This is a genomic window from Streptomyces coelicoflavus, assembly GCF_003112555.1.
GTDB lineage: Bacteria > Actinomycetota > Actinomycetes > Streptomycetales > Streptomycetaceae > Streptomyces > Streptomyces coelicoflavus.
Genome location: NZ_BEWB01000013.1, coordinates 156659 through 181004 on the forward strand (window position 1 = coordinate 156659; position 24346 = coordinate 181004).

27 protein-coding genes are annotated in these 24346 nt (G+C 71.1%); 16 read left to right on the top strand and 11 right to left on the bottom strand.

All coding sequences use genetic code 11. The features are described 5' to 3' along the window. Positions 1-60: 60 nt before the first annotated feature. Genes pgl through tkt form a run of 5 tightly spaced genes read right to left on the bottom strand, consistent with a single transcriptional unit; the run spans position 61 to position 6659 of the window. Positions 61-846, bottom strand: a complete 786-nt coding sequence (gene pgl / locus Sco07f_RS29820) for a 6-phosphogluconolactonase (protein ID WP_054102431.1) — start codon at positions 844-846, stop codon at positions 61-63. Next, positions 843-1892, bottom strand: a complete 1050-nt coding sequence (opcA, locus tag Sco07f_RS29825) for a glucose-6-phosphate dehydrogenase assembly protein OpcA (protein WP_007448326.1) — start codon at positions 1890-1892, stop codon at positions 843-845. The genes pgl and opcA overlap by 4 nt, the downstream gene beginning before the upstream one ends. Continuing rightward, positions 1889-3412: a glucose-6-phosphate dehydrogenase gene (gene zwf, locus Sco07f_RS29830; protein WP_007448325.1), complete on the bottom strand. Its 1524-nt coding sequence runs from the start codon at positions 3410-3412 to the stop codon at positions 1889-1891. The genes opcA and zwf overlap by 4 nt, the downstream gene beginning before the upstream one ends. Positions 3413-3415: 3 nt before the next feature. Continuing rightward, a complete protein-coding gene (gene tal / locus Sco07f_RS29835) occupies positions 3416-4534 on the bottom strand; it encodes a transaldolase (RefSeq protein WP_007448324.1) in 1119 nt (372 codons plus the stop codon). Positions 4535-4571: 37 nt separating this feature from the next. After that, a complete protein-coding gene (gene tkt, locus Sco07f_RS29840; RefSeq protein ID WP_108989661.1) occupies positions 4572-6659 on the bottom strand; it encodes a transketolase in 2088 nt (695 codons plus the stop codon). A 371-nt stretch (positions 6660-7030) separates the two neighbouring features. On the opposite strand from tkt, the gene Sco07f_RS29850 reads away from it, so the two are divergent. The 4 genes from Sco07f_RS29850 to Sco07f_RS29865 all read left to right on the top strand — a co-directional run bounded on the left by Sco07f_RS29850 (position 7031) and on the right by Sco07f_RS29865 (position 10436). After that, positions 7031-7984: a heme o synthase gene (locus Sco07f_RS29850; RefSeq protein ID WP_063739967.1), complete on the top strand. Its 954-nt coding sequence runs from the start codon at positions 7031-7033 to the stop codon at positions 7982-7984. Between the two features lie 95 nt (positions 7985-8079). Then, the gene (locus Sco07f_RS29855) at positions 8080-8448 is read left to right on the top strand and encodes a hypothetical protein (protein ID WP_167468267.1); all 369 of its coding nucleotides are present in this window, start codon (positions 8080-8082) and stop codon (positions 8446-8448) included. A 98-nt stretch (positions 8449-8546) separates the two neighbouring features. Beyond that, entirely contained in the window at positions 8547-9653 is a 1107-nt protein-coding gene (locus Sco07f_RS29860; RefSeq protein ID WP_007448290.1) for an amidohydrolase family protein, read from the top strand. A 39-nt stretch (positions 9654-9692) separates the two neighbouring features. Then, positions 9693-10436, top strand: a complete 744-nt coding sequence (locus Sco07f_RS29865) for a nucleotidyltransferase domain-containing protein (protein WP_167468268.1) — start codon at positions 9693-9695, stop codon at positions 10434-10436. Here the strand turns inward: Sco07f_RS29865 and Sco07f_RS29870 are convergent. The 4 genes from Sco07f_RS29870 to Sco07f_RS29885 form a co-directional block, all read right to left on the bottom strand. After that, on the bottom strand, positions 10391-11413 hold the full coding sequence (locus Sco07f_RS29870; RefSeq protein WP_244942166.1) for a COX15/CtaA family protein: 1023 nt from the start codon (positions 11411-11413) through the stop codon (positions 10391-10393). The genes Sco07f_RS29865 and Sco07f_RS29870 overlap by 46 nt on opposite strands. A 54-nt stretch (positions 11414-11467) precedes the next feature. After that, on the bottom strand, positions 11468-12265 hold the full coding sequence (locus tag Sco07f_RS29875) for an ABC transporter permease (RefSeq protein ID WP_007448319.1): 798 nt from the start codon (positions 12263-12265) through the stop codon (positions 11468-11470). Further along, entirely contained in the window at positions 12262-13185 is a 924-nt protein-coding gene (locus tag Sco07f_RS29880) for an ABC transporter ATP-binding protein (RefSeq protein ID WP_108989665.1), read from the bottom strand. The genes Sco07f_RS29875 and Sco07f_RS29880 overlap by 4 nt, the downstream gene beginning before the upstream one ends. A gap of 77 nt (positions 13186-13262) precedes the next feature. Then, positions 13263-14051, bottom strand: a complete 789-nt coding sequence (locus tag Sco07f_RS29885; RefSeq protein ID WP_007448311.1) for an AAC(3) family N-acetyltransferase — start codon at positions 14049-14051, stop codon at positions 13263-13265. Between the two features lie 171 nt (positions 14052-14222). On the opposite strand from Sco07f_RS29885, the gene Sco07f_RS29890 reads away from it, so the two are divergent. The 11 genes from Sco07f_RS29890 to dapD all read left to right on the top strand — a co-directional run bounded on the left by Sco07f_RS29890 (position 14223) and on the right by dapD (position 22815). Beyond that, positions 14223-14981 carry a helix-turn-helix transcriptional regulator gene (locus tag Sco07f_RS29890; protein ID WP_007448285.1) on the top strand — a complete coding sequence of 253 codons (759 nt, stop codon included), beginning with the start codon at positions 14223-14225 and terminating at the stop codon, positions 14979-14981. Beyond that, positions 14978-16399, top strand: coding sequence for a Fe-S cluster assembly protein SufB (gene sufB, locus Sco07f_RS29895; RefSeq protein ID WP_007448284.1), 1422 nt, complete (start codon positions 14978-14980; stop codon positions 16397-16399). Before Sco07f_RS29890 ends, sufB begins: the two co-directional genes overlap by 4 nt. Before the next feature lie 60 nt (positions 16400-16459). After that, the gene (gene sufD, locus Sco07f_RS29900; RefSeq protein ID WP_007448283.1) at positions 16460-17644 is read left to right on the top strand and encodes a Fe-S cluster assembly protein SufD; all 1185 of its coding nucleotides are present in this window, start codon (positions 16460-16462) and stop codon (positions 17642-17644) included. After that, positions 17641-17958 (top strand): non-heme iron oxygenase ferredoxin subunit, encoded by a 318-nt coding sequence (locus Sco07f_RS29905; protein WP_003976896.1) that lies wholly within the window; start codon positions 17641-17643, stop codon positions 17956-17958. The genes sufD and Sco07f_RS29905 overlap by 4 nt, the downstream gene beginning before the upstream one ends. 7 nt (positions 17959-17965) lie before the next feature. Next, positions 17966-18730: a Fe-S cluster assembly ATPase SufC gene (gene sufC / locus Sco07f_RS29910; protein WP_007448282.1), complete on the top strand. Its 765-nt coding sequence runs from the start codon at positions 17966-17968 to the stop codon at positions 18728-18730. Further along, positions 18727-19983: a cysteine desulfurase gene (locus Sco07f_RS29915; protein ID WP_007448281.1), complete on the top strand. Its 1257-nt coding sequence runs from the start codon at positions 18727-18729 to the stop codon at positions 19981-19983. Before sufC ends, Sco07f_RS29915 begins: the two co-directional genes overlap by 4 nt. A gap of 17 nt (positions 19984-20000) precedes the next feature. Further along, positions 20001-20471 (top strand): Fe-S cluster assembly sulfur transfer protein SufU, encoded by a 471-nt coding sequence (gene sufU, locus Sco07f_RS29920; protein WP_007448280.1) that lies wholly within the window; start codon positions 20001-20003, stop codon positions 20469-20471. Further along, positions 20468-20800 carry a metal-sulfur cluster assembly factor gene (locus Sco07f_RS29925; RefSeq protein ID WP_007448279.1) on the top strand — a complete coding sequence of 111 codons (333 nt, stop codon included), beginning with the start codon at positions 20468-20470 and terminating at the stop codon, positions 20798-20800. The genes sufU and Sco07f_RS29925 overlap by 4 nt, the downstream gene beginning before the upstream one ends. Before the next feature lie 102 nt (positions 20801-20902). After that, positions 20903-21223, top strand: coding sequence for a DMT family transporter (locus Sco07f_RS29930; protein WP_007448278.1), 321 nt, complete (start codon positions 20903-20905; stop codon positions 21221-21223). After that, positions 21223-21816, top strand: coding sequence for a TetR/AcrR family transcriptional regulator (locus tag Sco07f_RS29935; RefSeq protein ID WP_108989666.1), 594 nt, complete (start codon positions 21223-21225; stop codon positions 21814-21816). Before Sco07f_RS29930 ends, Sco07f_RS29935 begins: the two co-directional genes overlap by 1 nt. Positions 21817-21825: 9 nt before the next feature. Further along, positions 21826-22815, top strand: coding sequence for a 2,3,4,5-tetrahydropyridine-2,6-dicarboxylate N-succinyltransferase (gene dapD, locus Sco07f_RS29940; protein ID WP_007448274.1), 990 nt, complete (start codon positions 21826-21828; stop codon positions 22813-22815). A gap of 46 nt (positions 22816-22861) precedes the next feature. On the opposite strand, the gene Sco07f_RS29945 is transcribed toward dapD, so the two are convergent. Next, complete coding sequence (locus tag Sco07f_RS29945) at positions 22862-23050, bottom strand: hypothetical protein (RefSeq protein ID WP_042825930.1); 189 nt, start codon at positions 23048-23050, stop codon at positions 22862-22864. 120 nt (positions 23051-23170) lie between these two features. Here Sco07f_RS29945 and Sco07f_RS29950 point away from each other — a divergent pair, with 120 nt between their 5' ends. Continuing rightward, positions 23171-23434, top strand: coding sequence for a hypothetical protein (locus tag Sco07f_RS29950; RefSeq protein ID WP_108989667.1), 264 nt, complete (start codon positions 23171-23173; stop codon positions 23432-23434). On the opposite strand, the gene dapA is transcribed toward Sco07f_RS29950, so the two are convergent. Then, complete coding sequence (gene dapA, locus Sco07f_RS29955; protein ID WP_174855432.1) at positions 23419-24339, bottom strand: 4-hydroxy-tetrahydrodipicolinate synthase; 921 nt, start codon at positions 24337-24339, stop codon at positions 23419-23421. The two genes, Sco07f_RS29950 and dapA, sit on opposite strands and share 16 nt — an antisense overlap. Positions 24340-24346 lie beyond the last annotated feature (7 nt).

The following is a 24346-nucleotide window of genomic DNA, read 5'->3' on the forward strand; positions in this document are numbered from 1 at the left end:
CCCCCAGACCCACGCTTCGGCCCTGAACGGGCCTCGTCCTCAAACGCCGGACGGGCTGAATCAGGCCGACGCCGGCGGGTACAGCGACCTCGGCAGCTGCGAAGCCGCCGCCGAGTCCAGGAGCCACAGGGTGCGGGCGCGGCCCCGGGCGCCCGCTGCCGGGGCCTGGATCTCGCCCGTGCCCGACAGGGCCATCGCCACCGCGTTCGCCTTGTCCTCGCCCGCCGCGAGCAGCCACACCTCTCGGGCGGCGCGGATCGCGGGCAGGGTCAGGGAGATGCGGATGGGCGGCGGCTTGGGGGAGCCGTGGACGCCGATCACCGTGCGCTCCGTCTCCCGGACGCCCGGGTGCTCCGGGAAGAGCGACGCCACATGGGTGTCCGGGCCGACGCCGAGGAGCAGGACGTCGAAGGACGGGACCGCGGCGTGGTTCTCGGGGACGGAGGCCGAGGCCAGTTCCTGCGCGTAGGCCGCCGCTGCCGCCTCCACGTCCGAGCCGTAGGGGCCGTCGGACGGTGCCATCGCGTGCACCCGCTTCGGGTCCAGCGGCACCGCGTCGAGGAGCGCCTCGTGCGCCTGGGTGACGTTGCGCTCCGGGTCGCCCTCCGGCAGGAAGCGCTCGTCGCCCCACCACAGGTCGAGGCGGCCCCAGTCGATCGCGTCCCGGGCCGGGGAGCCGGCCAGCGCCGCGAGCAGGCCGTTGCCGTTGCGGCCGCCGGTGAGGACCACGGACGCGCTGCCCCGGGAGGCCTGCGCGTCCACGATCTTCGTGATCAGGCGGGCCGCCGCGGCCTCGGCCATCAGCTCCTTGTCGCGGTGCACGACCAGCTGCGGGGTGTCGCTCATTTCGCCGCCGCCTTCCTCACCGGTGTCTTCTCCTGCGCCGCGTCCTTCGCGGGAGCCTTCGCGACCGCTTCCACGGGAGCGGCGACGGCGCCTTCCCCGTTGCGGGCGTCCCCTTTGGCCGGCGCGGTCAGCCGGTCCACGCCGTAGCGCAGCGCCGAGGCGTAGGTGTCGTCCGGGTCCAGGCGGCGCAGCTCCTCCGCGATCAGCTCGGCCGTCTCGCGGCGCTTGAGGGCGACCGCGCGGGCCGGCTGGCCCTGGATGGAGAGGTTCGCCAGCGCACCGTCGGCCCGGTCCAGGACGACCGGACCGCAGTCGGTGTCCATGCGGACCGCGGTGAGACCCGGGCCGCTCGACACCGTGCGCCGCACCGGCACGTCCAGCCGGTCCGCGAGCCACATCGCGAGCAGCTCGCAGCTGGGGTTGTACTCCTCGCCCTCCACCTCGACCGCCTGCACCTGGCAGTCGACCTGGTCGAGGGCCGCCGCCAGCATCGAACGCCAGGGTGTGATGCGGGTCCACGACAGGTCCGTGTCGCCCGGCGCGTAGGCGTCGGCGCGGGCCACCAGCTCCCGTATCGGCTCCTCGCAGGCGTAGGTGTCGGTGACCCGGCGCTGGGCGAGCGCGCCCAGCGGATCCTTCGCCGGGTCCAGCGGCGCGTTCACCGGCCACCAGACGACGACCGGCGCGTCCGGCAGCAGCAGCGGCAGGACCACCGACTGGGCGTGGTCGACGACGTCGCCGTACAGCCGCAGCACGATCGTCTCGCCGGTGCCCGCGTCGGCACCGAGGCGGACCTCGGCGTCCAGCCGGGACTTGGTGCGGTCCCGGGGGGAGCGCGAGACGCGCTTGATGACGACGAGCGTGCGCGAGGGATGCTCGTGCGCGGCGTCGCTCGCGGCCTTCAGCGCGTCGTAGGCGTTCTCCTCGTCGGTGACGATGACCAGGGTGAGCACCATGCCGATGGCCGGGGTGCCGATCGCCCGGCGGCCCAGCACCAGCGCCTTGTTGATCTTGCTGGCCGTGGTGTCCGTGAGGTCTGTCTTCATGGCCGGCGCCAGCTCCGTCCGTCTCGCTCCAGCATGTCGTCCGCCTCGACGGGCCCCCAGGTGCCGGCCGGATACTGGGCCGGGGTGCCGTGCGCGTCCCAGTACTGCTCGATCGGGTCGAGGATCTTCCAGGACAGCTCGACCTCCTCCGTGCGCGGGAAGAGGTTGGCGTCGCCCAGGAGGACGTCCAGGATCAGGCGCTCGTACGCCTCCGGGCTGGACTCGGTGAAGGACTCGCCGTAGGCGAAGTCCATCGACACGTCCCGGATCTCCATCGACGTGCCCGGCACCTTGGAACCGAAGCGGACGGTGACGCCCTCGTCGGGCTGGACGCGGACGACGATCGCGTTCGAGCCGAGTTCCTCGGTGGCGGTGGAGTCGAAGGGGGAGTGCGGGGCGCGCTGGAACACGACCGCGATCTCGGTGACGCGGCGGCCCAGGCGCTTGCCGGTGCGCAGGTAGAAGGGGACGCCCGCCCAGCGGCGGTTGTCGATCCCGACCTTGATCGCGGCGTAGGTGTCGGTCTTCGACTTGGGGTCGATGCCGTCCTCTTCGAGGTAGCCGACGGCCTTCGCACCGCCCTGCCACCCGGCCGCGTACTGGCCGCGCACGGTGTCCCGGCCCAGGTCCTTGGGGAGGCGGACGGCGCCGAGCACCTTGGTCTTCTCGGCCGCCAGCGCGTCCGCGTCGAAGGAGGCGGGCTCCTCCATGGCGGTCAGCGCGAGCAGTTGGAGGAGGTGGTTCTGGATGACGTCACGGGCGGCGCCGATGCCGTCGTAGTAGCCGGCGCGGCCGCCGATGCCGATGTCCTCGGCCATCGTGATCTGGATGTGGTCGACGTAGGACCGGTTCCAGATCGGCTCGAACATCGTGTTGGCGAAGCGCAGCGCCAGAATGTTCTGGACCGTCTCCTTGCCCAGGTAGTGGTCGATGCGGAAGACCTGGTCGGAGCCGAAGACCTCGTGGACGATCGCGTTCAGCTCCTCGGCCGACCTCAGGTCGTGGCCGAACGGCTTCTCGATCACCGCGCGACGCCAGGAGCCGCTCGACTGGTCGGCCAGCCCGTGCTTCTTCAGCTGCTGGATGACCACCGGGAAGGACTTCGGCGGCACCGACAGGTAGAAGGCGAAGTTGCCGCCCGTGCCCTGGGCCTTGTCCAGCTCCTCTATGGTGCCGCGCAGCCGCTCGAACGCGTCGTCGTCGTCGAAGGTGCCCTGGACGAAGCGCATCCCCTGGATGAGCTGCTGCCAGACCTCCTCGCGGAACGGGGTGCGGGAGTGTTCCTTGACGGCGTCGTGCACGACCTGGGCGAAGTCCTCGTGCTCCCAGTCGCGGCGGGCGAACCCGACGAGCGAGAAGCCCGGCGGCAGCAGACCCCGGTTGGCGAGGTCGTACACGGCGGGCATGAGCTTCTTGCGGGACAGATCGCCGGTGACGCCGAAAATGACCAGACCCGACGGCCCCGCGATGCGCGGGAGCCGTCGGTCTGCGGGGTCACGCAGCGGATTGCTGCTCGACAATTCTCAGCCCTTCGAGGGAGCGAGGCGCTTGAGCTCCGCCTCCGTGGACTTCAGCAGGTCGTTCCAGGCGTCCTCGAACTTGTCGACGCCTTCCTTCTCCAAGAGCTGGACCACCTCGTCGTAGGAGATCCCGAGCTTCTCGACCGCGTCGAGGTCGGCACGGGCCTGCTCGTACGTCCCGGCGACGGTGTTGCCGCCGATCTCGCCGTGGTCCTCGGTGGCGAAGAGGGTCGCCTCCGGCATGGTGTTCACCGTGTTGGGTGCCACCAGGTCGGTGACGTACATGGTGTCGCTGTACGCCTTGTCCTTGACGCCGGTCGACGCCCACAGCGGACGCTGCTTGTTGGCGCCGGCCTTCTCCAGGGCGGCCCAGCGGTCGGTGCCGAAGACCTCCTCGTACGCCTGGTAGGCGAGGCGCGCGTTGGCGACGGCGGCCTTGCCGCGCAGGGCCTTGGCCTCGTCGGTGCCCAGCGCGTCGATCCGCTTGTCGATCTCGGTGTCCACGCGGGACACGAAGAAGGACGCCACCGAGTGGATCTGCGAGAGGTCCAGGCCGCGCTCCTTGGCCTTCTCCAGGCCGGTCAGGAAGGCGTCCATGACCTTGCGGTAGCGCTCCAGCGAGAAGATCAGCGTGACGTTGACGCTGATGCCCAGGCCGATGGTCTCGGCGATCGCCGGGATGCCCGCCTCGGTGGCCGGGATCTTGATCAGCGTGTTGGGCCGGTCCACCAGCCACGCCAGCTGCTTGGCCTCGGCGACCGTCGCCCGGGTGTTGTGGGCCAGGCGCGGGTCGACCTCGATGGAGACCCGGCCGTCCTTGCCGCCGGTGTTGTCGAACACCGGGCGCAGGATGTCGGCGGCGTCCCGGACGTCCGCCGTGGTGATCATGCGGATGGCCTCTTCGACCGTGACCTCGCGGGCGGCGAGGTCGGTGAGCTGCGTGTCGTAGCCGTCGCCCTGCGAGATCGCCTTCTGGAAGATCGACGGGTTGGTGGTGACGCCCACGACGTGCTGCTGGTCGATCAGCTCGGCGAGGTTGCCGGACGTGATCCGCTTGCGCGACAGGTCGTCCAGCCAGATCGCGACGCCTTCGTCGGAGAGGCGCTTGAGTGCGTCTGTCATGGAAATTGCATCTCCTACTACGAGTCGTATATGGGCGTCAGCGCTGGGCCGCGGCCAGGGATTCCCGCGCCGCGGAAGCCACGTTCTCGGCGGTGAAGCCGAACTCCGCGAACAGCACCTTGGCGTCCGCCGAAGCACCGAAGTGCTCCAGGGAGACGATGCGGCCGGCGTCTCCCACGTACTTGTGCCAGGTCAGCCCGACCCCGGCCTCGACCGCGACCCGGGCCTTCACGGACGGGGGCAGGACGCTGTCCCGGTACCCCTGGTCCTGCTGCTCGAACCACTCCACGGACGGCATGGACACCACACGGGTCGGCACGCCCTCGGCCTGGAGCGCCTCACGGGCCTCGACGGCCACGTGGACCTCGGACCCGGTGGCGATCAGCACGACCCGGGCGTCGCCGCCCTCGGCGTCGAAGAGCACGTAGCCGCCCTTGGCCGCGTCCTCGTTGGGCTCGTACGTCGGCACGCCCTGGCGGGTCAGCGCCAGGCCGTGCGGCTGGCCCTTGCCGAACTCCTTCGTCCAGCGGCGCAGGATCTCGCGCCAGGCGATCGCCGTCTCGTTGGCGTCGGCCGGACGGACCACGTTCAGGCCCGGGATGGCGCGCAGCGAGGCCAGGTGCTCGACCGGCTGGTGGGTCGGGCCGTCCTCGCCCAGGCCGATGGAGTCGTGCGTCCACACGTACGTCACCGGCAGGTGCATCAGCGCCGACAGCCGCACCGCGTTGCGCATGTAGTCGGAGAAGACCAGGAACGTTCCGCCGTAGATGCGGGTGTTGCCGTGCAGCGCGATGCCGTTCATCTCCGCGGCCATCGCGTGCTCGCGGATGCCGAAGTGGATGGTGCGGCCGTACGGGTCCGCGCCCGGCAGCGGGTTGCCCTCGGGGAGGAAGGACGACGTCTTGTCGATCGTCGTGTTGTTCGAGCCGGCCAGGTCGGCCGAGCCGCCCCACAGCTCCGGGACCACGTCGCCGAGCGCCTGGAGCACCTTGCCGGACGCGGCACGGGTCGCCAGGCCCTTGCCCGCCTCGAAGACCGGGATCTTCTCCTCCCAGCCCTTGGGCAGCTCGCCCTTGGCCACGCGCTCGTACTCGGCGGCGCGCTCCGGGTTGTTGTCCCGCCACTGCTGGAAGGACTTCTCCCACACCGCGCGGGCCGCCTGCCCCTTCTCCAGGGCCTTGCGGGTGTGCGCGATGACCTCGTCGGAGACCTCGAAGGACTTCTCCGGGTCGAAGCCCAGCACCCGCTTGGTCGCCGCGACCTCGTCGTCGCCGAGCGCCGAGCCGTGCGCGGCCTCGGTGTTCTGCGCGTGCGGGGCCGGCCAGGCGATGATCGAGCGCATGGCGATGAAGGAGGGGCGGTCGGTGACCTTCTTGGCCGCCTCGATCGCGTCGTAGATCGCGTTCGGGTCCAGGTCGCCGTCCGGCTTCGGCGCGACGCGCTGCACGTGCCAGCCGTACGCCTCGTACCGCTTGCAGGTGTCCTCGGAGACGGCGGTCTCGGTGTCGCCCTCGATCGAGATGTGGTTGTCGTCCCACAGCAGGACCAGGTTGCCGAGCTTCTGGTGACCGGCCATCGAGGACGCCTCGGCGGAGATGCCCTCCTGGAGGCAGCCGTCACCGGCGATGCAGTAGATGAAGTGGTCGAACGGGGACTCGCCCTCGGCGGCCTCCGGGTCGAACAGTCCGCGCTCGTAGCGGGCGGCCATCGCCATGCCCACCGCGTTGGCGACACCCTGGCCCAGCGGGCCGGTCGTGGTCTCCACGCACGTGGTGTGCCCGTACTCCGGGTGGCCGGGGGTCTTCGAGCCCCACGTGCGGAAGGACTCCAGGTCCGCCAGCTCCAGGCCGAAGCCGGCCAGGTACAGCTGGGTGTAGAGGGTCAGGGACGAGTGACCCGCGGACAGCACGAAACGGTCGCGCCCGACCCAGTTCGCGTCGGCGGGGTCGTGCCGCATCACCTTCTGGAAGAGGGTGTAGGCGGCGGGCGCCAGGCTCATCGCCGTACCCGGATGGCCGTTGCCAACCTTCTGTACGGCATCGGCGGCCAGGACGCGGGCGGTGTCCACGGCCCGCTGGTCCAGTTCGGTCCACTCGAGGTCTGTGGTGGTCGGCTTGGTGCTCACCCTGAGTCAGGGCTCCTCTCCACATGTCGGTTGCCGGTGCACGGGTGCACCGGCTGCCGGCGCGTCCGTGAGTTCGGCCGGCCATGGCCGAGCCTACCCCCGTAAGTACGTGCGTTTTTCCGCTGGAAACCAGACTGCCGGGACTCTTCTCGATCCGCCTGTCGACTGGGCGAAACCGCATTCGGCAAGTGAATACGGAGGCGCTCATCTGACTGCTCAATCGACTCTCGGCGCGCACGTCGGAGCACCCGCGACAACACGAGCCCACCCCCGCGAAGGCCGAGGTATGGGCAACGTCTAAAGTGGCGTGGTACGCGCGAGCCTTTACCGCCACTTCACACGGTCGGGCTTGCTGGGAGTCTCTGTCAGGGGTGTGCGTGACGGCCGTTGAATCCCGTCCTGCGGGGGTAATCGGGACGAGCCAGAGCCCGAGTCACCGGCCGTTCGGGGCCCGTGTCAAGGCGTTCGTGGCGCTGACCAAGCCGCGGATCATCGAGCTTCTGCTGATCACCACCGTTCCGGTGATGTTCCTCGCCGAACAGGGTGTTCCGAATCTGAAGCTGGTGCTGCTGACCTGCGTCGGCGGTTATCTGTCGGCCGGCGGCGCCAACGCGCTGAACATGTACATCGACCGCGACATCGACGCGCTGATGGACCGGACCTCGCAGCGCCCGCTGGTGACCGGCATGGTCAGCCCGGTGGAATGCCTCGTCTTCGGCATCACCCTGGCGGTCGTCTCGACGCTGCTGTTCGGCTTCACGGTCAACTGGCTGTCGGCCTGGCTCTCGCTCGGCGCCCTCCTCTTCTACGTCGTCGTCTACACGATGATCCTCAAGCGCCGCACGTCCCAGAACATCGTCTGGGGCGGCATCGCCGGCTGTCTGCCGGTGCTCATCGGCTGGTCGGCCGTGACCAACTCGATGTCCTGGGCGCCGGTCATCCTCTTCGGGGTGATGTTCTTCTGGACGCCGCCGCACTACTGGCCGCTGTCCATGAAGGTCAAGGAGGACTACGCGCGCGTCGGCGTGCCGATGCTCCCGGTGATCGCCTCCAACAAGGTCGTCGCCCGGCAGATCGTCATCTACAGCTGGGTGATGGTCGTCGTGTCGCTGCTGTTGCAGCCGCTCGGCTACACCGGCTGGTTCTACACGGCGGTGGCCCTGGCGGCCGGCGGGATGTGGCTGTGGGAGGCGCACGGGCTCCAGAACCGCGCCAAGGCCGAGGTCACGGGCGGCAAGCTCAAGGAGATGCGGCTGTTCCACTGGTCCATCACCTATGTGTCGGTGCTGTTCCTCGCGATCGCGGTGGACCCCTTCCTGCGCTGAGTCCCCGGTGAAGACGTCCGACGGGCGGGGTGCGTGGCCAAGGCCACGCACCCCGCCCGTCGCCGTTCGATCTACCCGTCGGTAGCATCCTGGTCATGGCAGACACGCAGCAGGTGGACACGGAGCAGGCCGGCGCGAAGCGCGGCTGGGCCGACCGGTGGGACGCGTTCGAGGTGACCCGGACGGCGGGGCGGATCGAGGCCTTCGCCAAGGCCCACGGCGGCGCCGAGGCCCAGGTGGCGTACCTCGGTGAGCGCGGCGCCCGGATCGTGCTCGTCGGTGCGGACGGCGCCTTCGGCGACCTGGTCGCGCGCACCCACGAGCGGGCCCGGAAGGCCGTGGAGCAGTCCGGGATCACCGTCCACGACGACTTCGACGGCGAGTACGCGGCCAGGGTCACCACCGGCCGCTACGAGTGGTCGCGCATGGCGGGCATCCAGGTCGGGGGCCCGAGCAACACCTGAGGCCGGGTTCACCCGTTAGGACCGTAGGAAGCCGCGAGGCACGCGGGCCGCGAGGCGCACGAGCCGCGCGGCGCTCGGTCCCAGCACGGGGAGCCCGGATGATCGAAACGCCGTCCCTGGTGGACCAGTACTGCCACGGCGTCCTGAGAACGGAGCTGGGCCTCGGCACCTTCGAGGCCCAGCTGGCCCGCACCGAGGGTCCGCCCGCCCCGGGCACCACCCTCTTCGACACCCAGACCGGCTTCGCGGTACGCCGCTGGTGCCCGCCCCTGCTCGGCCTGGAACCGCACTGCCCGCCCGCCCGCTACCTGGCCCGGCGCCGCGAACTGGGCGTCATGGAGGCCGACCGCCGGCTGCTGCGCGGCAGCGGCATCACCACCTACCTGGTCGACGCCGGACTGCCCGGCGACCTCACCGGCCCCGGCGAGATGGCCTCCGCCGCGGACGCCGACACCCGCGAGATCGTGCGCCTGGAACTCCTCGCCGAGCAGGTCGCCGACACCTCCGGCACCGTCGAGTCCTTCCTTGCCAACCTCGCCGAGGCCGTGCACGGCGCCGCCGCGGACGCGGTCGCCTTCACCTCCGTCGCCGGGGTACGGCACGGACTGTCCCTCGCCCCGGAACCGCCCGGCCCCGGCGAGGTGCGCGGGGCCGCCGCCCGCTGGCTCACCGGGCGCGAGGTCGGCGGGGAGCTGAGCGACCCCGTACTGCTGCGCCACCTGCTGTGGATCGCCGTCGCCTCGGGCCTGCCGCTCCAGCTGCACGCGGGCCTCGGCGAACCGGGTCTGCGCATCGACCGCACCGACCCGGTGCTGCTCACCGACTTCGTGCGGGCCACCGCCGGCCTCGGCACCGACCTGGTCCTGCTGCACGGCTACCCGTACCACCGCCACGCCGCCCACCTGGCCGGCGTCTTCCCGCACGTCTACGCCGACTCCGGCGCCGCCCTGGTGCGCACCGGCGCCCGCGCGGCGACGGTCCTCGCGGAGATCCTGGAGCTGGCGCCCTTCGGCAAGATCCTGTTCTCCAGCGGTGCCCAGGGCCTTCCCGAACTGCACGTGGTCGCCGCCCGGCTGTTCCGCGAGGCCCTGGGCAGGGTGCTGGGCGCCTGGGTGGCCGAGGGGGCGTGGTCGCTCGGGGACGCCCAGCGGGTGGCGGGGATGATCGCGTCGGGGAACGCCGGACGGGTGTACGGACTGGAGTGACGGGTGTACGGACCGGAGCGGGTCGGCGAGACTGGGTGCATGCCGACCGACGCGTTGCTCGACCGTTTCCTCGCCGGACTGCTGCCCTTCGAGCCCGTCGCCGTCTGGGCGCACGGTTCACTGGGCGCGGGCGACTACCAGGAGGGCCGCAGCGACCTGGACCTGATCGCGGTCCTGCCCCGGCCGGCCACCGCCCGTACGGCCTGGCGCCTCGCGCTGCTCCACGCCCGGCTGCGCGACGAACCCCTGGCCGGGCTGCTGCACTGCACCTACCTGTCGCCGGACACGGTCGCCGACCCGGCCCGGCGGCACCTGACCTGGGCCCACGAACAGCTGTTCAAGCGGCCGGTCACCCCCGTCACCCGGCGCGAACTGCACAGCTTCGGCCGTGTCCTGCACGGCGAGGCGCCGGACCGACTGCTGCCGCCGGTGCCGGGCCCGGAACTGGACGCCTTCGTCGTCCGCGACCAGCGCGACTTCTGGCGGCCGAACGTGCGCAGGGCGGAGCTGTGGCGGCAGGACGTCTGGGTCGACCTGGGTCTGGTCACCTTCGCCCGCGCCACCGTCACGCTGCGGGAGGGCCGCCTGATCACCAAGCGGGAGGCCCTGGCCGAGCTGCCCGCGCTGGGGGCGCCCGCCGAGGTCGTGGAGGACGTCGCCGAGCGGCGGTACGGGAACCGCGCGCGGCCCGCACCCAGGGCGGAGTGGACCGCCCGCCGCGCCGACCTGACCCGGAGCTACCTGGGACCGGCCATCGACACGCTGGTGGCCTCGTACTCCTGAGCGGGCAGGCCGGGCACCGTCTCCTCGGGCCGCTCGCGCAGCGCCAGCAGCACCCGCAGCACCGCGATCCACACCAGGCACGAGCCCAGCATGTGCAGCCCGACCAGGACCTCGGGCAGGTCGGTGAAGTACTGGACGTACCCGATGACCCCCTGCGCCAGCAGCACCAGGAACAGGTCGCGGGTGCGGGCCAGCGGGCCCTTGGGCGCGTCGACCGCCTTCAGCACGAACCACAGGGCGAACGTCAGCGTCACCACGATCCACGCCAGGACGGCGTGCGCCTTGCTGATTATTTCCCAGTCGACCGGCATCCGCGGCACGTCGCTGGAGTCGCCCGCGTGCGGTCCGGCGCCGGTCACCACGGTGCCGACCGTGATCAGCAGTGCGGAGACGACGACCATCACCCACACCAGCTGCTGCACGGACCCGCCGACCAGCGGGCGCGGTGCCCCGTCGCCCTCCCGGGTGCGCTGCCACATCACCGTGGCCACCGTCAGCAGTGCCGTCGTCGCCACGAAGTGGGCCGCGACCGTGTACGGGTTGAGACCGACGAGCACGACGATGCCACCGAGCACGGCGTTGCTCATCACGATCCAGAACTGCGCCCACCCGAGCAGGGTGAGGCTGCGCCGGTACGGCTTCTGCGAGCGGGCGGCGATGATCGCCCAGCCGACCGCGGCGCACAGCACGTAGGTCAGCATGCGGTTGCCGAACTCGATGACGCCGTGGAAGCCCATCTCGCTCGTGGTGGTGAGCGAGTCGTCGGTGCACTTCGGCCAGGTCGGGCAGCCGAGACCGGAGCCCGTGAGCCGGACGGCGCCGCCGGTGATGACGATGATCACGGACATCACGAGGGGCGCGAGGGCCGCCCGCTGGACCGTCCGGGGGTGCGGGGTCCAGCGTGCGGCGATGAAGGCGAGCGGATTGCGCACGGCGGCTGCGGCGTCGGCGCGGGTCACGTTTGGCACGCCGTCCATCGTAGGCGCCCGCTTGTGCACGCTTTCACGAGGGTCGGTCCGCGGCATGTGTTCCTACTCCCAGCGGAAGAACTTCCCCGCGGCCGCGAGCCCCGCGGCCGCCCACACGGCGAGGATGCCCAGGTCGCCCCAGGGCATCGCGGCGCCGTGCTGGAGGACGTCGCGGAGTCCGTCCGACAGGGCGGAGATGGGCAGCAGCCCCAGCACGCTCTGCGCCGCGTCCGGGAACCTGTCCAGCGGCACGATCACCCCGCCGCCCACGAGGAGCAGCAGGAAGACCAGGTTCGCGGCGGCGAGCGTGGCCTCCGCCTTCAGCGTGCCCGCCATCAGCAGTCCGAGCCCGGAGAAGGCGGCGGTGCCGAGGACCAGGAGCAGCAGGACGGCGGCCGGGTTGCCGTGCGGCGACCAGCCCAGCGCGAAGGCGATCACGGTCAGCAGCACGATCTGGAGCACCTCGGTGACCAGGACCGACGCCGTCTTCGCGGTCATCAGGGCCCAGCGCGGCAGGGGGGAGGCGGCCAGCCGCTTCAGCACCCCGTACCGGCGCTCGAAACCCGTGGCGATGGCCTGTCCCGTGAACGCCGTCGACATCACGGCGAGCGCGAGGACGCCGGGGGTGAGGAAGTCGACCGCCTCGCCGGCTCCGGTGTCGATGATGTCCACGGAGCTGAACAGGACGAGCAGCAGCGTCGGGATGATCACCGTCAGCAGCAGCTGCTCGCCGTTGCGCAGCAGCATCTTGGTCTCGAGCACGGCCTGCGCCGCGATCATGCGCCCGAGCGGCGCGGCGCCGGGCCTGGGGGCGTACGTACCGGTGGCGCCGGTGCTGCCCGTGGTCGAGGTCGTGGTCATGCGCGCAGCTCCCTGCCCGTCAGCTCCAAGAAGACGTCCTCCAGCGTGTGCCGCTCCACCGAGATGCGGTCCGGCATCACCCCGTGCTGGGCGCACCAGGAGGTCACCGTCGCCAGCAGCTGCGGGTCGACCTCGCCGTTCACCCGGTAGGAGCCCGGGGTCAGCTCGGCGGCCGAGGAGTCCGGGGGCAGCGCCTTGAGCAGGGACGCGACGTCCAGTCCCGGCCGGCCGGTGAACCGCAGGGTGTTCTCGGCGCCGCCCCGGCACAGCTCCTCGGGGGAGCCCTGGGCGACGACCCGGCCGGCGTCGACGATGGCGACGTCGTCGGCCAGCTGCTCGGCCTCGTCCATGTGGTGCGTGGTGAGGATCACCGTGACCCCGTCGCCGCGCAGGTCCCGCACGAGGTCCCAGGTGGCGCGGCGGGCCTGCGGGTCCAGGCCGGCGGTCGGCTCGTCCAGGAACACCAGCTCCGGGCGGCCCACCACGGCCATCGCGAGGGCGAGCCGCTGCTGCTGCCCGCCCGAGAGCCTGCGGTACGTGGTGCGGCCGCACGAGCCGAGGCCGAGCCGCTCGATCAGCGCGTCGACGTCCAGCGGGTGGGCGTGCAGCTTCGCCACGTGGCGCAGCATCTCGTCGGCGCGGGCGCCGGAGTAGACGCCGCCGGACTGGAGCATCACGCCGATCCGCGGGCGCAGGTCGGCGCCCTGTCCCACCGGATCCAGGCCCAGGACGCGGACCGTCCCGGAGTCCGGCCTGCGGTATCCCTCACAGGTCTCGATCGTGGTCGTCTTGCCCGCCCCGTTGGGACCGAGCACGGCGGTCACGCCCGTACGGGCCACCAGGTCGAGGCCGTTCACCGCGGTCTTCGTGCCGTACCGCTTCACCAGGGCCTGGACCTGGACCACGGGCTCGCTTCGCATGGGTCACGAGTCTAGGGAGACGGACGACCGGCCGGGCGCGGGGGTGTGGAAAACCCTTCTCGCACCGTGGACGGGTCTCACACGCGCGGGCGGTGCAGGGGCAGCCACCGCTCGGCGTAGGCGACCGCGTCCGGCAACGGGAACAGGCGTACGTCGGCCGCGCCGATCCTGCCGCGCACGACGGGGCGGTCCCGTTCGAAGTCGTGGCCGAGTTCGTCGAAGCGGTCCGAGGTGATCGACACCTCGGTCACCCGCTCCCAGCCGACCGGCCCCGGGCGCCCCACCACCACCAGGGGTGCGGGGATCCGGTACTCGGCGAGGTGGAAGGCGGTGCACGCGTCGTAGTCCGCCCCGAGCAGCAGGACCCGGGCGTCCAGCCGTTCCAGCGCGGCCAGCGGGCTGCGCTCGCCCAGCCGGCAGTCGGTCGCGTGGCCGGCGACCACCTCGGCGGCGCGGGCGCCCAGGGCCGCGAAGGAGGTCTGCGGATGGGCGCTGCGCCGGGCGCCGGGCCAGGTGCGGACGGTCTCCGGGACCACGCCGACGCCGCGCGAGGGCGTGATCAGCGGGTCGTAGGGAGGTGTCGCCGCGCGGACGGTCTCCCACCACGCCTCGGGCACCGGCGGGCTGGTCCACAGGGCCGGGTCGGAGAGGTCGCCGGTCTGTGTCGGGACCACCAGGGTGCCGTCCGGGCCGAGTACGTCGAGCAGCGCCCGGACGACCGCGACGGGGCCTCCGCAGACCCAGCCGAGCGAGCTGAGGGAGGTGTGCGCGAGGAGGGTGTCGCCGGTGCGCACCCCCAGTTCGCGCAGCCCTGCGGCGAGCGTGCCGCGGGTGACGAGTGGGCCGGTCGGAGGGGGCGTGGGCATGCGGGGGAGTGTTCCGGAAGCCGGTCGCGGACGCCAGCGGATTGCCCGGCGCCTGATCGATCAAAGATCGTTTCCGCAGGTCACCTTAGGTATGCCTAAGTGACGCAGGGCACCGTCCGATGATCCGGACGCGGCTTGCCCGCCCCGGATGAATTACGCAACAATGGCGTTGTGAAAAACGTCGGTGAGGCTCCGCAGGAGGAACTCGCGACCGGTGAGCGGTCCACCCGCAACCGGGTCGCGCGCTCCATCCTGGACCACGGGCCCTCGACCGTCGCCGAGCTCGCCGGGCGTCTGGGCCTGACCCAGGCAGCCGTCCGGCGCCACCTCGACGCCCTGGTCGCCGACGACGTGGTCGAGGCCCGCGAGCAGCGGGTCTACGGCGCGCGCACGCGCGGGAGGCCCGCCAAGGTCTTCGCGCTCACCGACTGCGGCCGGGACGCCTTCGACCAGTCGTACGACAAGCTGGCCGCCGACGCCCTGCGCTGGATCGCCGAGCGGGAGGGCGGGGAGCAGGCGATCGCCGCCTTCGCCCGCGCCCGCATCGCCGCCCAGTCGGGCGCGTACCGCAAGGCCGTGGAGTCCGTCCCCGCCGAGAAGCGCGCGGAAGCGCTGGCCAAGGCCCTGAGCAGGGACGGGTACGCTGCTACCGCGCGGAGCGCGCCCCACCCCCAGCAGGGCGAGCAGCTGTGCCAGCACCACTGCCCGGTCGCCCACGTCGCGGAGCAGTTTCCGCAGCTGTGCGAGGCGGAGACGGAATTTTTCGCCGAGCTGCTCGGTACGCATGTACAGCGGCTCGCGACCATCGCGCACGGCGACGGCGTCTGCACCACGTTCATTCCGAAGACTTCGCACGCGCCGCCCCCGGCGCGCGCGCCCGAGAACACCGCTAACGCATCTGCAAGCACGGCCGGGAGGAACCCCGCATGACTCTCCCCACGGAGACTGCTCACCCCGAGCTCGAGGGCCTGGGCAAGTACGAGTACGGCTGGGCCGACTCCGACACGGCCGGCGCCTCTGCCAAGCGCGGCATCAACGAGGACGTCGTCCGCGACATCTCCGCGAAGAAGAACGAGCCGGAGTGGATGACCAAGCTCCGCCTCAAGGGCCTGCGCCTCTTCGAGAAGAAGCCCATGCCGAACTGGGGCTCGGACCTGTCGGGGATCGACTTCGACAACATCAAGTACTTCGTGCGCTCCACGGAGAAGCAGGCGGCGTCCTGGGAGGACCTGCCCGAGGACATCAAGAACACGTACGACAAGCTCGGCATCCCCGAGGCGGAGAAGCAGCGCCTCGTCGCCGGTGTCGCGGCCCAGTACGAGTCCGAGGTCGTCTACCACCAGATCCGCGAGGACCTGGAGGAGCAGGGCGTCATCTTCCTCGACACCGACACGGCCCTGAAGGAGCACCCGGAGCTCTTCAAGGAGTACTTCGGCACCGTCATCCCCGTCGGTGACAACAAGTTCGCCTCGCTGAACAGCGCCGTGTGGTCCGGCGGCTCCTTCATCTACGTGCCGAAGGGCGTGCACGTCGAGATCCCGCTCCAGGCCTACTTCCGCATCAACACGGAGAACATGGGCCAGTTCGAGCGGACCCTGATCATCGTCGACGAGGGTGCCTACGTGCACTACGTCGAGGGCTGCACCGCGCCGATCTACCAGTCGGACTCGCTGCACTCCGCGGTCGTCGAGATCATCGTCAAGAAGAACGCCCGCTGCCGCTACACGACCATCCAGAACTGGTCGAACAACGTCTACAACCTGGTCACCAAGCGCGCCGTGGCGTACGAGGGCGCGACCATGGAGTGGATCGACGGCAACATCGGCTCCAAGGTGACGATGAAGTACCCGGCCGTCTACCTGATGGGCGAGCACGCCAAGGGCGAGACCCTGTCCATCGCCTTCGCGGGCGAGGGCCAGCACCAGGACGCCGGCTCCAAGATGGTCCACATGGCGCCGAACACCTCCTCCAACATCGTCTCGAAGTCCGTGGCGCGCGGCGGCGGCCGCACCTCCTACCGCGGTCTCGTCGAGATCGGCGAGGGCGCCCACGGCTCCAAGTCGAACGTGCTGTGCGACGCGCTGCTCGTCGACACCATCTCCCGCTCCGACACGTACCCCTACGTGGACGTCCGCGAGGACGACGTGTCCATGGGCCACGAGGCGACCGTCTCCAAGGTCTCCGAGGACCAGCTCTTCTACCTGATGAGCCGCGGTCTGAGCGAGTTCGAGGCGATGGCGATGATCGTGCGCGGCTTCGTCGAGCCGATCGCCAAGGAGCTGCCCATGGAGTACGCCCTCGAGCTCAACCGGCTGATCGAGCTGCAGATGGAGGGCGCGGTCGGCTGACCCCGGCCCCCACCGCAGTCACCAGATTCAGGAACGTAGGAAGAGAGCAGACCGACAGCCATGGCTGAGGCTCAGAACATCCCCGTGGGGTCCACCACCGCGGGCCAGATCGCGGTGGCCGCCGAGTCGACCGTCGCCACGCGCATGAGCGCGCCCGCGTCCTTCGACGTGGCGGACTTCCCCGTCCCCCACGGCCGCGAGGAGGAGTGGCGGTTCACCCCGCTGGAGCGGCTGCGCGGGCTGCACGACGGCACCGCCGTCGCCACCGGTGACGGCGTAAAGGTCGACGTCGACGCGCCCGAGGGCGTCGTCGTCGAGACCGTCGGCCGCGACGACGCGCGCATCGGCAGGGCCGGCACCCCCGTGGACCGGGTCGCCGCGCAGGCCTACTCGGCGTTCGAGAAGGCCGGTGTGATCACCGTCCCCAAGGAGACGGTCCTCACCGAGCCGATCCGCATCGCCGTGCACGGCGAGGGCGGCACCCGCTTCGGCCACCAGGTGATCGAGCTGGGCGCCTTCGCCGAGGCGGTCGTCGTCATCGACCACACCGGCGACGCGGTGCTCGCCGCCAACGTCGACTACGTCCTGGGCGACGGCGCCAAGCTGACCGTCGTCTCCGTGCAGGACTGGGACGACAAGGCCGTCCACGTCGGCCAGCACAACGCGCTGATCGGCCGCGACGCGACCTTCAAGTCCTTCGTCGTCACCTTCGGCGGCGACCTGGTCCGGCTGCACCCGCGCGTGGCCTACGCGGGCCCCGGCGGCGAGGCCGAGCTGTTCGGCCTGTACTTCACCGACGCCGGCCAGCACCAGGAGCACCGCCTCCTGGTCGACCACAACGTCCCGCACTGCAAGTCCAACGTCGTCTACAAGGGCGCGCTCCAGGGCGACGACGCGCACGCGGTGTGGATCGGCGACGTGCTCATCGAGGCCGCGGCCGAGGGCACCGACACCTACGAGATGAACCGCAACCTCGTCCTCACCGATGGCGCGCGGGTCGACTCGGTGCCGAACCTGGAGATCGAGACCGGCGAGATCGTCGGCGCCGGTCACGCCTCCGCCACCGGCCGCTTCGACGACGAGCAGCTCTTCTACCTGATGGCGCGCGGCATCCCCGAGCTGGACGCCCGCCGCCTGGTGGTCCACGGCTTCTTCGCCGAGCTGGTCCAGCAGATCGGCGTCGCGGACATCGAGGAGCGCCTGCTCGGCAAGATCGCTCAGGAGCTGGAGGCGTCGGTCGCATGACCTTCGTACGCGTCTGTGGAGCGGACGAGCTGGAGGAGGACACCCCGAAGCGGGTGGAACTCGACGGCACGCCGATCTCCGTCGTGCGGACCGAGGGCGAGCTCTTCGCCATCCACGACATCTGCTCGCACGCGAACGTCTCGCTGGCCGAGGGCGAGGTCGACGACTGCCACATCGAGTGCTGGCTGCACGGCTCGCGCTTCGACCTCCGCTCCGGCAAGCCCGACAGTCTTCCGGCGACGCGCCCCGTCCCCGTTTACCCCGTAAAGATCGAAGGGGACGACGTGCTCGTCTCCCTCACCCAGGAGTCCTGAGGCACCCATGGCAACGCTTGAAATCCGAGACCTGCACGTCACCGTCGAGGCCGACAACGCCACGAAGGAGATCCTCAAGGGCGTCGACCTCACCGTGAAGCAGGGCGAGACGCACGCCATCATGGGCCCGAACGGCTCCGGCAAGTCGACCCTCGCCTACTCCCTCGCGGGTCACCCCAAGTACACGATCACCGGCGGCACCGTCACCCTCGACGGCGAGGACGTCCTGGAGATGTCCGTCGACGAGCGCGCCCGCGCCGGCCTCTTCCTCGCCATGCAGTACCCGGTCGAGGTCCCCGGCGTCTCCGTCTCCAACTTCCTGCGCACCTCCGCCACCGCCGTCCGCGGCGAGGCCCCCAAGCTGCGCACCTGGGTGAAGGAGGTCAAGGAGGCCATGGAGCGCCTCAACATGGACCCCGCCTTCGCCGAGCGCAACGTGAACGAGGGCTTCTCCGGCGGTGAGAAGAAGCGCCACGAGATCCTCCAGCTCGAGCTGCTCAAGCCGAAGATGGCGATCCTCGACGAGACCGACTCCGGCCTGGACGTCGACGCCCTGCGCGTCGTCTCCGAAGGCGTCAACCGCGTCCGCGAGACCGGTGAGGTCGGCACGCTGCTGATCACGCACTACACGCGCATCCTGCGCTACATCAAGCCCGATTACGTCCACGTCTTCGCCAACGGCCGCATCGCCGAGTCCGGCGGCGCCGAGCTGGCCGACAAGCTGGAGGCCGAGGGCTACGAGGCATACACGAAGGGCGGCGCATCCGAGTGACACAGCTGCCGGGCCTCCTCGACACCGAGGCGATCCGCAAGGACTTCCCCATCCTGGACCGCCAGGTCCACGACGGGCACAAGCTCGTGTACCTGGACAACGCGGCGACCAGCCAGAAGCCGCGACAGGTGCTGGACGCGCTCAGCGAGTACTACGAGCGCTACAACGCCAACGTCCACCGCGGCGTGCACGTCCTCGCCGAGGAGGCCACGGCGCTGTACGAGGGCGCGCGTGACAAGGTCGCGGAGTTCGTCAACGCGCCGTCGCGCGACGAGGTGATCTTCACCAAGAACGCCTCGGAGTCCCTCAACCTGGTCGCGAACATGCTGGGCTGGGCCGACGACCCCTACCGCGTGGACCACGAGACCGAGATCGTCATCACGGAGATGGAGCACCACTCCAACATCGTGCCGTGGCAGCTGCTCTCGCAGCGCACCGGCGCGAAGCTCCGCTGGTTCGGTCTCACCGACGACGGCCGCCTGGACCTGTCCAACATCGACGAGGTCATCACCGAGAAGACGAAGATCGTCTCCTTCGTGCTGGTCTCCAACATCCTGGGCACCCAGAACCCGGTCGAGGCGATCGTGCGCCGCGCCCAGGAGGTCGGCGCGCTCGTGTGCATCGACGCCTCCCAGGCCGCGCCGCACATGCCGCTGGACGTACAGGCCCTCCAGGCCGACTTCGTGGCCTTCACCGGCCACAAGATGTGCGGCCCGACCGGCATCGGCGTGCTGTGGGGCCGCCAGGAGCTGCTCGAGGACCTCCCGCCGTTCCTCGGCGGCGGCGAGATGATCGAGACCGTCTCGATGCACTCCTCCACCTACGCCCCGGCCCCGCACAAGTTCGAGGCGGGCACGCCCCCCATCGCGGGCGCGGTCGGCCTGGGCGCGGCGATCGACTACCTGAACTCCATCGGCATGGACAAGATCCTCGCCCACGAGCACGCGCTGACCGAGTACGCGGTCAAGCGTCTGCTGGAGGTTCCGGACCTGCGCATCATCGGCCCCACCACGGCCGAGGAGCGCGGCGCGGCGATCTCCTTCACGCTGGGGGACATCCACCCCCACGACGTGGGCCAGGTCCTCGACGAGCAGGGCATCGCGGTCCGGGTCGGCCACCACTGCGCCCGCCCCGTCTGCCTGCGCTACGGAATTCCTGCGACCACGCGAGCGTCGTTCTATCTGTACTCCACGCCGGCCGAGATTGACGCACTGGTCGACGGCCTGGAGCACGTACGGAACTTCTTCGGCTGACGGGACGAGCGAAGAGCATGAAGCTGGACTCCATGTACCAGGAAGTCATCCTGGACCACTACAAGAACCCGCACGGGCGGGGCTTGCGGGATGGCGACGCCGAGGTCCACCACGTCAACCCCACCTGCGGGGACGAGATCACGCTCCGCGTGAAGTACGACGGCACCACGGTCAGCGACGTCAGCTACGAGGGCCAGGGCTGCTCCATCAGCCAGGCGAGCGCCTCCGTGCTGAACGACCTGCTGGTCGGCAAGGACCTCGCCCAGGCGCAGCGGATCCAGGAGACCTTCCTGGAGCTGATGCAGTCCAAGGGCAGGATCGAGCCCGACGACGCGATGGAGGAGGTCCTGGAGGACGCGGTCGCGTTCGCCGGGGTCTCGAAGTACCCGGCCCGGGTCAAGTGCGCCCTGCTGAGCTGGATGGCCTGGAAGGACGCGACGGCCCAGGCGCTGGACGGCGCCGACGCCGAGAAGGAGACGACGGCATGAGCGAGACCGTGGAAATGAAGCCGGCCTCCGAGGAGGAGGTCCGTGAGGCCCTGCTGGACGTCGTGGACCCCGAGCTGGGCATCGACGTCGTCAACCTGGGCCTGATCTATGGCGTCCACATCGACGACGCGAACATCGCGACCATCGACATGACCCTGACGTCGGCGGCCTGTCCGCTGACCGACGTGATCGAGGACCAGGCCAAGTCCGCCACGGACGGCCTCGTCAACGAGCTGCGCATCAACTGGGTCTGGATGCCGCCGTGGGGCCCGGACAAGATCACCGACGACGGCCGCGAGCAGCTGCGCGCGCTGGGGTTCAACGTCTGAGACACACCGGCACCGATGATTCCGGGAACGGCGGCACCTCCGGGTGCCGCCGTTCCTCGTCTTCGCGCCCGCCCTCGCCCCTCGTTATGTACGCTCGTACACATGGGATATCTGCTCCTGGCCGGAGCCATCGCCGCCGAGGTCGCCGGCACCACCGCCATGAAGTACAGCGAGGGCTTCAGCAGGCTGGTGCCGTCGCTCCTGACGGCCCTCGCCTACGTGCTCTCCTTCGCGCTCCTCGCCCAGACCCTGAAGGTCCTCGCCATGGGCACGGCGTACGCCATCTGGGCCGGGGTGGGCACGGCCGCCATCGCCACCATCGGCGTGGCCTTCATGGGCGAGGGGATGACCCTCACCAAGGCCGCCGGTATCGCGCTGATCATCGTCGGCGTCGTCGTCCTCAACCTGGGCGGGGCGCACTGATGGCCCGCCGCCACGACCCCGAGCGCCGCCAGCGCCTCATCGACGCGGCGATCCGCGTCGTCGGGCAGAAGGGCATCGAGGGCCTCAGCCACCGCACCGTCGCCGCCGAGGCCGACGTCCCGCTCGGCTCCACGACCTACCACTTCGCGACCCTCGACGACCTCATGGTCGCCGCCCTGCGCCAGGCCAACGAGGGCTTCGCCAAGGTCGTCGCGGCCCACCCCGCGCTGTCCGACCCCGAGGCCGACCTGCCCGCCGAACTGGCCCGCGTCCTCGGCGAGTGGCTCGGCGGCGACCGCACCGGCGTGGAGCTGGAGTACGAGCTGTACCTCGCCGCCCTGCGCCGCCCCGCCCTGCGCCCGGTCGCCGCCGAGTGGGCCGAGGGCGTGGGCGTCCTGCTCGCCGCCCGCACGGACCCCGTCACGGCCCGCGCCCTGGTCGCCGTGATCGACGGCATCTGCCTCCAGGTCCTGCTCACGGACACGCCGTACGACGAGGAGTACGCGCGCGAGGTGCTCACCCGGCTGCTCCCCGTGCCCGGCACCCGAGACGCCTCCGGTCCCGGCTCGCTTCCACCGGCGACGGCCGGTTAGGTTGCCCTCATGACCGACACGACTGCTCCCCGCACCACCGGCGCCGTGGCCGCCGGCCTCGCCACGATCGCCGCCGACGGCACCGTCCTCGACACCTGGTTCCCGGCCCCCGCCCTGTCCGACGAGCCCGGTCCCTCCGGCACCGAGCGCCTCACCGCCGAGCAGGCCGCCGAACTCCTGGGCGGCGGCGCCACCGCCGCGGTCGGTCCGGACGCCCGCCGCGGCGTCGAGGTCGTCGCGGTCCGCACGGTCATCTCCTCGCTGGACGAGAAGCCGGTCGACACGCACGACGTCTACCTGCGCCTGCACCTGCTCTCCCACCGCCTGGTCAAGCCGCACGGCCAGAGCCTGGACGGCATCTTCGCCCACCTCGCCAACGTCGCCTGGACCTCGCTCGGCCCGGTCGCCGTCGACGACATCGAGAAGGTCCGCCTCAACGCCCGCGCCGAGGGCCTGCACCTCCAGGTCACCTCGGTCGACAAGTTCCCGCGCATGACGGACTACGTCGCCCCCAAGGGCGTGCGCATCGCCGACGCCGACCGCGTCCGGCTCGGCGCGCACCTGGCCGAGGGCACCACGGTCATGCACGAGGGCTTCGTCAACTTCAACGCCGGCACGCTCGGCACCTCGATGGTCGAGGGCCGCATCTCCGCCGGCGTCGTCGTCGGCGACGGCTCCGACATCGGTGGCGGCGCCTCCACCATGGGCACCCTCTCCGGCGGCGGCAACGTCCGCATCGTCATCGGCGAGCGCTGCCTGGTCGGCGCCGAGGCGGGCGTCGGCATCGCGCTGGGCGACGAGTGCGTGGTCGAGGCCGGCCTCTACGTCACCGCGGGCACCCGCGTCACGATGCCCGACGGCCAGGTCGTGAAGGCCCGCGAACTCTCCGGCGCCTCCAACATCCTCTTCCGCCGCAACTCGGTCACCGGCACGGTCGAGGCCCGCCCGAACAACGCGGTGTGGGGCGGCCTCAACGAGGTTTTGCACAGCCACAACTGACGGCACGTCCGCCGAGCGCCCTCCCCGTCCGCCGCGGGGAGGGCGTTCAGCGTTTCAGGGCGCGGTAGCGCTTCAGCAGGGCGGTGACGCGGGACGGGTCGGCCGCGCCGTTGAGCTCGGTCAGGAGGTCGTCGGGGCACAGCTCGTAGTGGTCGCCCCACCAGCGGCGGCCCTTGCTGTCCCAGATGCGGTATCCGCCCGGGACGCCCCGGGCCACGTAGCGTCGTCTGCTCATCGCGGGCACCGTAACCCGCACGTACGGATGACTGCCCGTGACCTGTCGGCGGTCCCGGCCGATGAACGGGTGGACACAGAGTCCGATCAGAGGCCGATCCGACGAAACGAGGGACCTGGGATGACGCGCGAGACGACACCTGGGAAGACGGACGAGCGGGCGGGAGCCGTGGCGCGGCTGCCGGCCGGGACGGGGGCCGCGCTGCTGCTGTGCTGGCTGTCGCTGGGGGCCGCGGGTGCCGCGCACGCCGACGAGACGACGACCGGCTCGCACAACGGCCCCCGCGTGGGCCTCCTCAACGTCCACGTCGGGCAGATCGACGACCCGGCGGAGGACGTACTGGAGCACACCCTGCTGTTCGGCGACGGCTACGCCTGGAACTGACCGGCGTCCGCGGCCAGTTCCCCGTAGGCGGCCAGCAGGGCGGCCGCGGTCTCCCGGTCGGCGGACCGCAGCGGTGCGCGGACCGGGCCCGCCGGCAGATCCAGCGCGCCGAGGAGGGCCTTCGCGGTGACCGTGCCGGGCAGGCCCGACGCCATCATCGCCTCGACGAGCGGGACCGCCCGACGCTGGAGCAGGGCTGCCCGCCCGGTGTCGCCCGCGTCGAAGGCGTCGAGGACGGCCCGGAACAGGTCCGGCACGACGTTCGCGACCGTGCTGACGTACCCCGTCGCGCCGAGCGCGTACAGGGCGAGGACCTGCTCGTCGCAGCCCGTGTAGTACGCCAGGTCCGTGCGGGACAGCACCTTCTGGGTGCCGAGGAGGTCGTACGAGCAGTCCTTGACGGCGACGATCCGCGGGTGCCCGGCCAGGCGGACCATGGTGTCGGGCTCGATGCGGGTGCCGGTGCGGCCCGGGATGTCGTAGAGCATCACCGGGAGGCCGCTCGCGTCGGCGACCTCGCAGAAGTGCGCCTCCAGGGCGTCCTGCGGGGGCCTGCTGTAGTACGGGGCGACGACCAGGAGTCCGTCCGCGCCGGCCTTCTCCGCCGCCAGCGCCAGTTCCACGGTGTGGCGGGTGTCCGCGGTGCCGACCCCCGCGACGAGGGCAGCACGGTCCCCGACCGCCTCCCGGACCGCCGTCACCAGCGCCGCCTTCTCGGCGTCCGTGGTGGTCGGCGACTCGCCCGTGGTGCCGGACAGCACGAGACCGTCGCAGCCACCCGAGACCAGCCGCTCCGCGAGGCGCCGGGCACCGTCGAGGTCGAGCGCACCGGACTCGGTGAAGGGGGTGACCATGGCGCACAGGGCGCGGCCGAAGGGAGCGGGGCGGTGGTCGTCTGGCGTCATAGGAGTA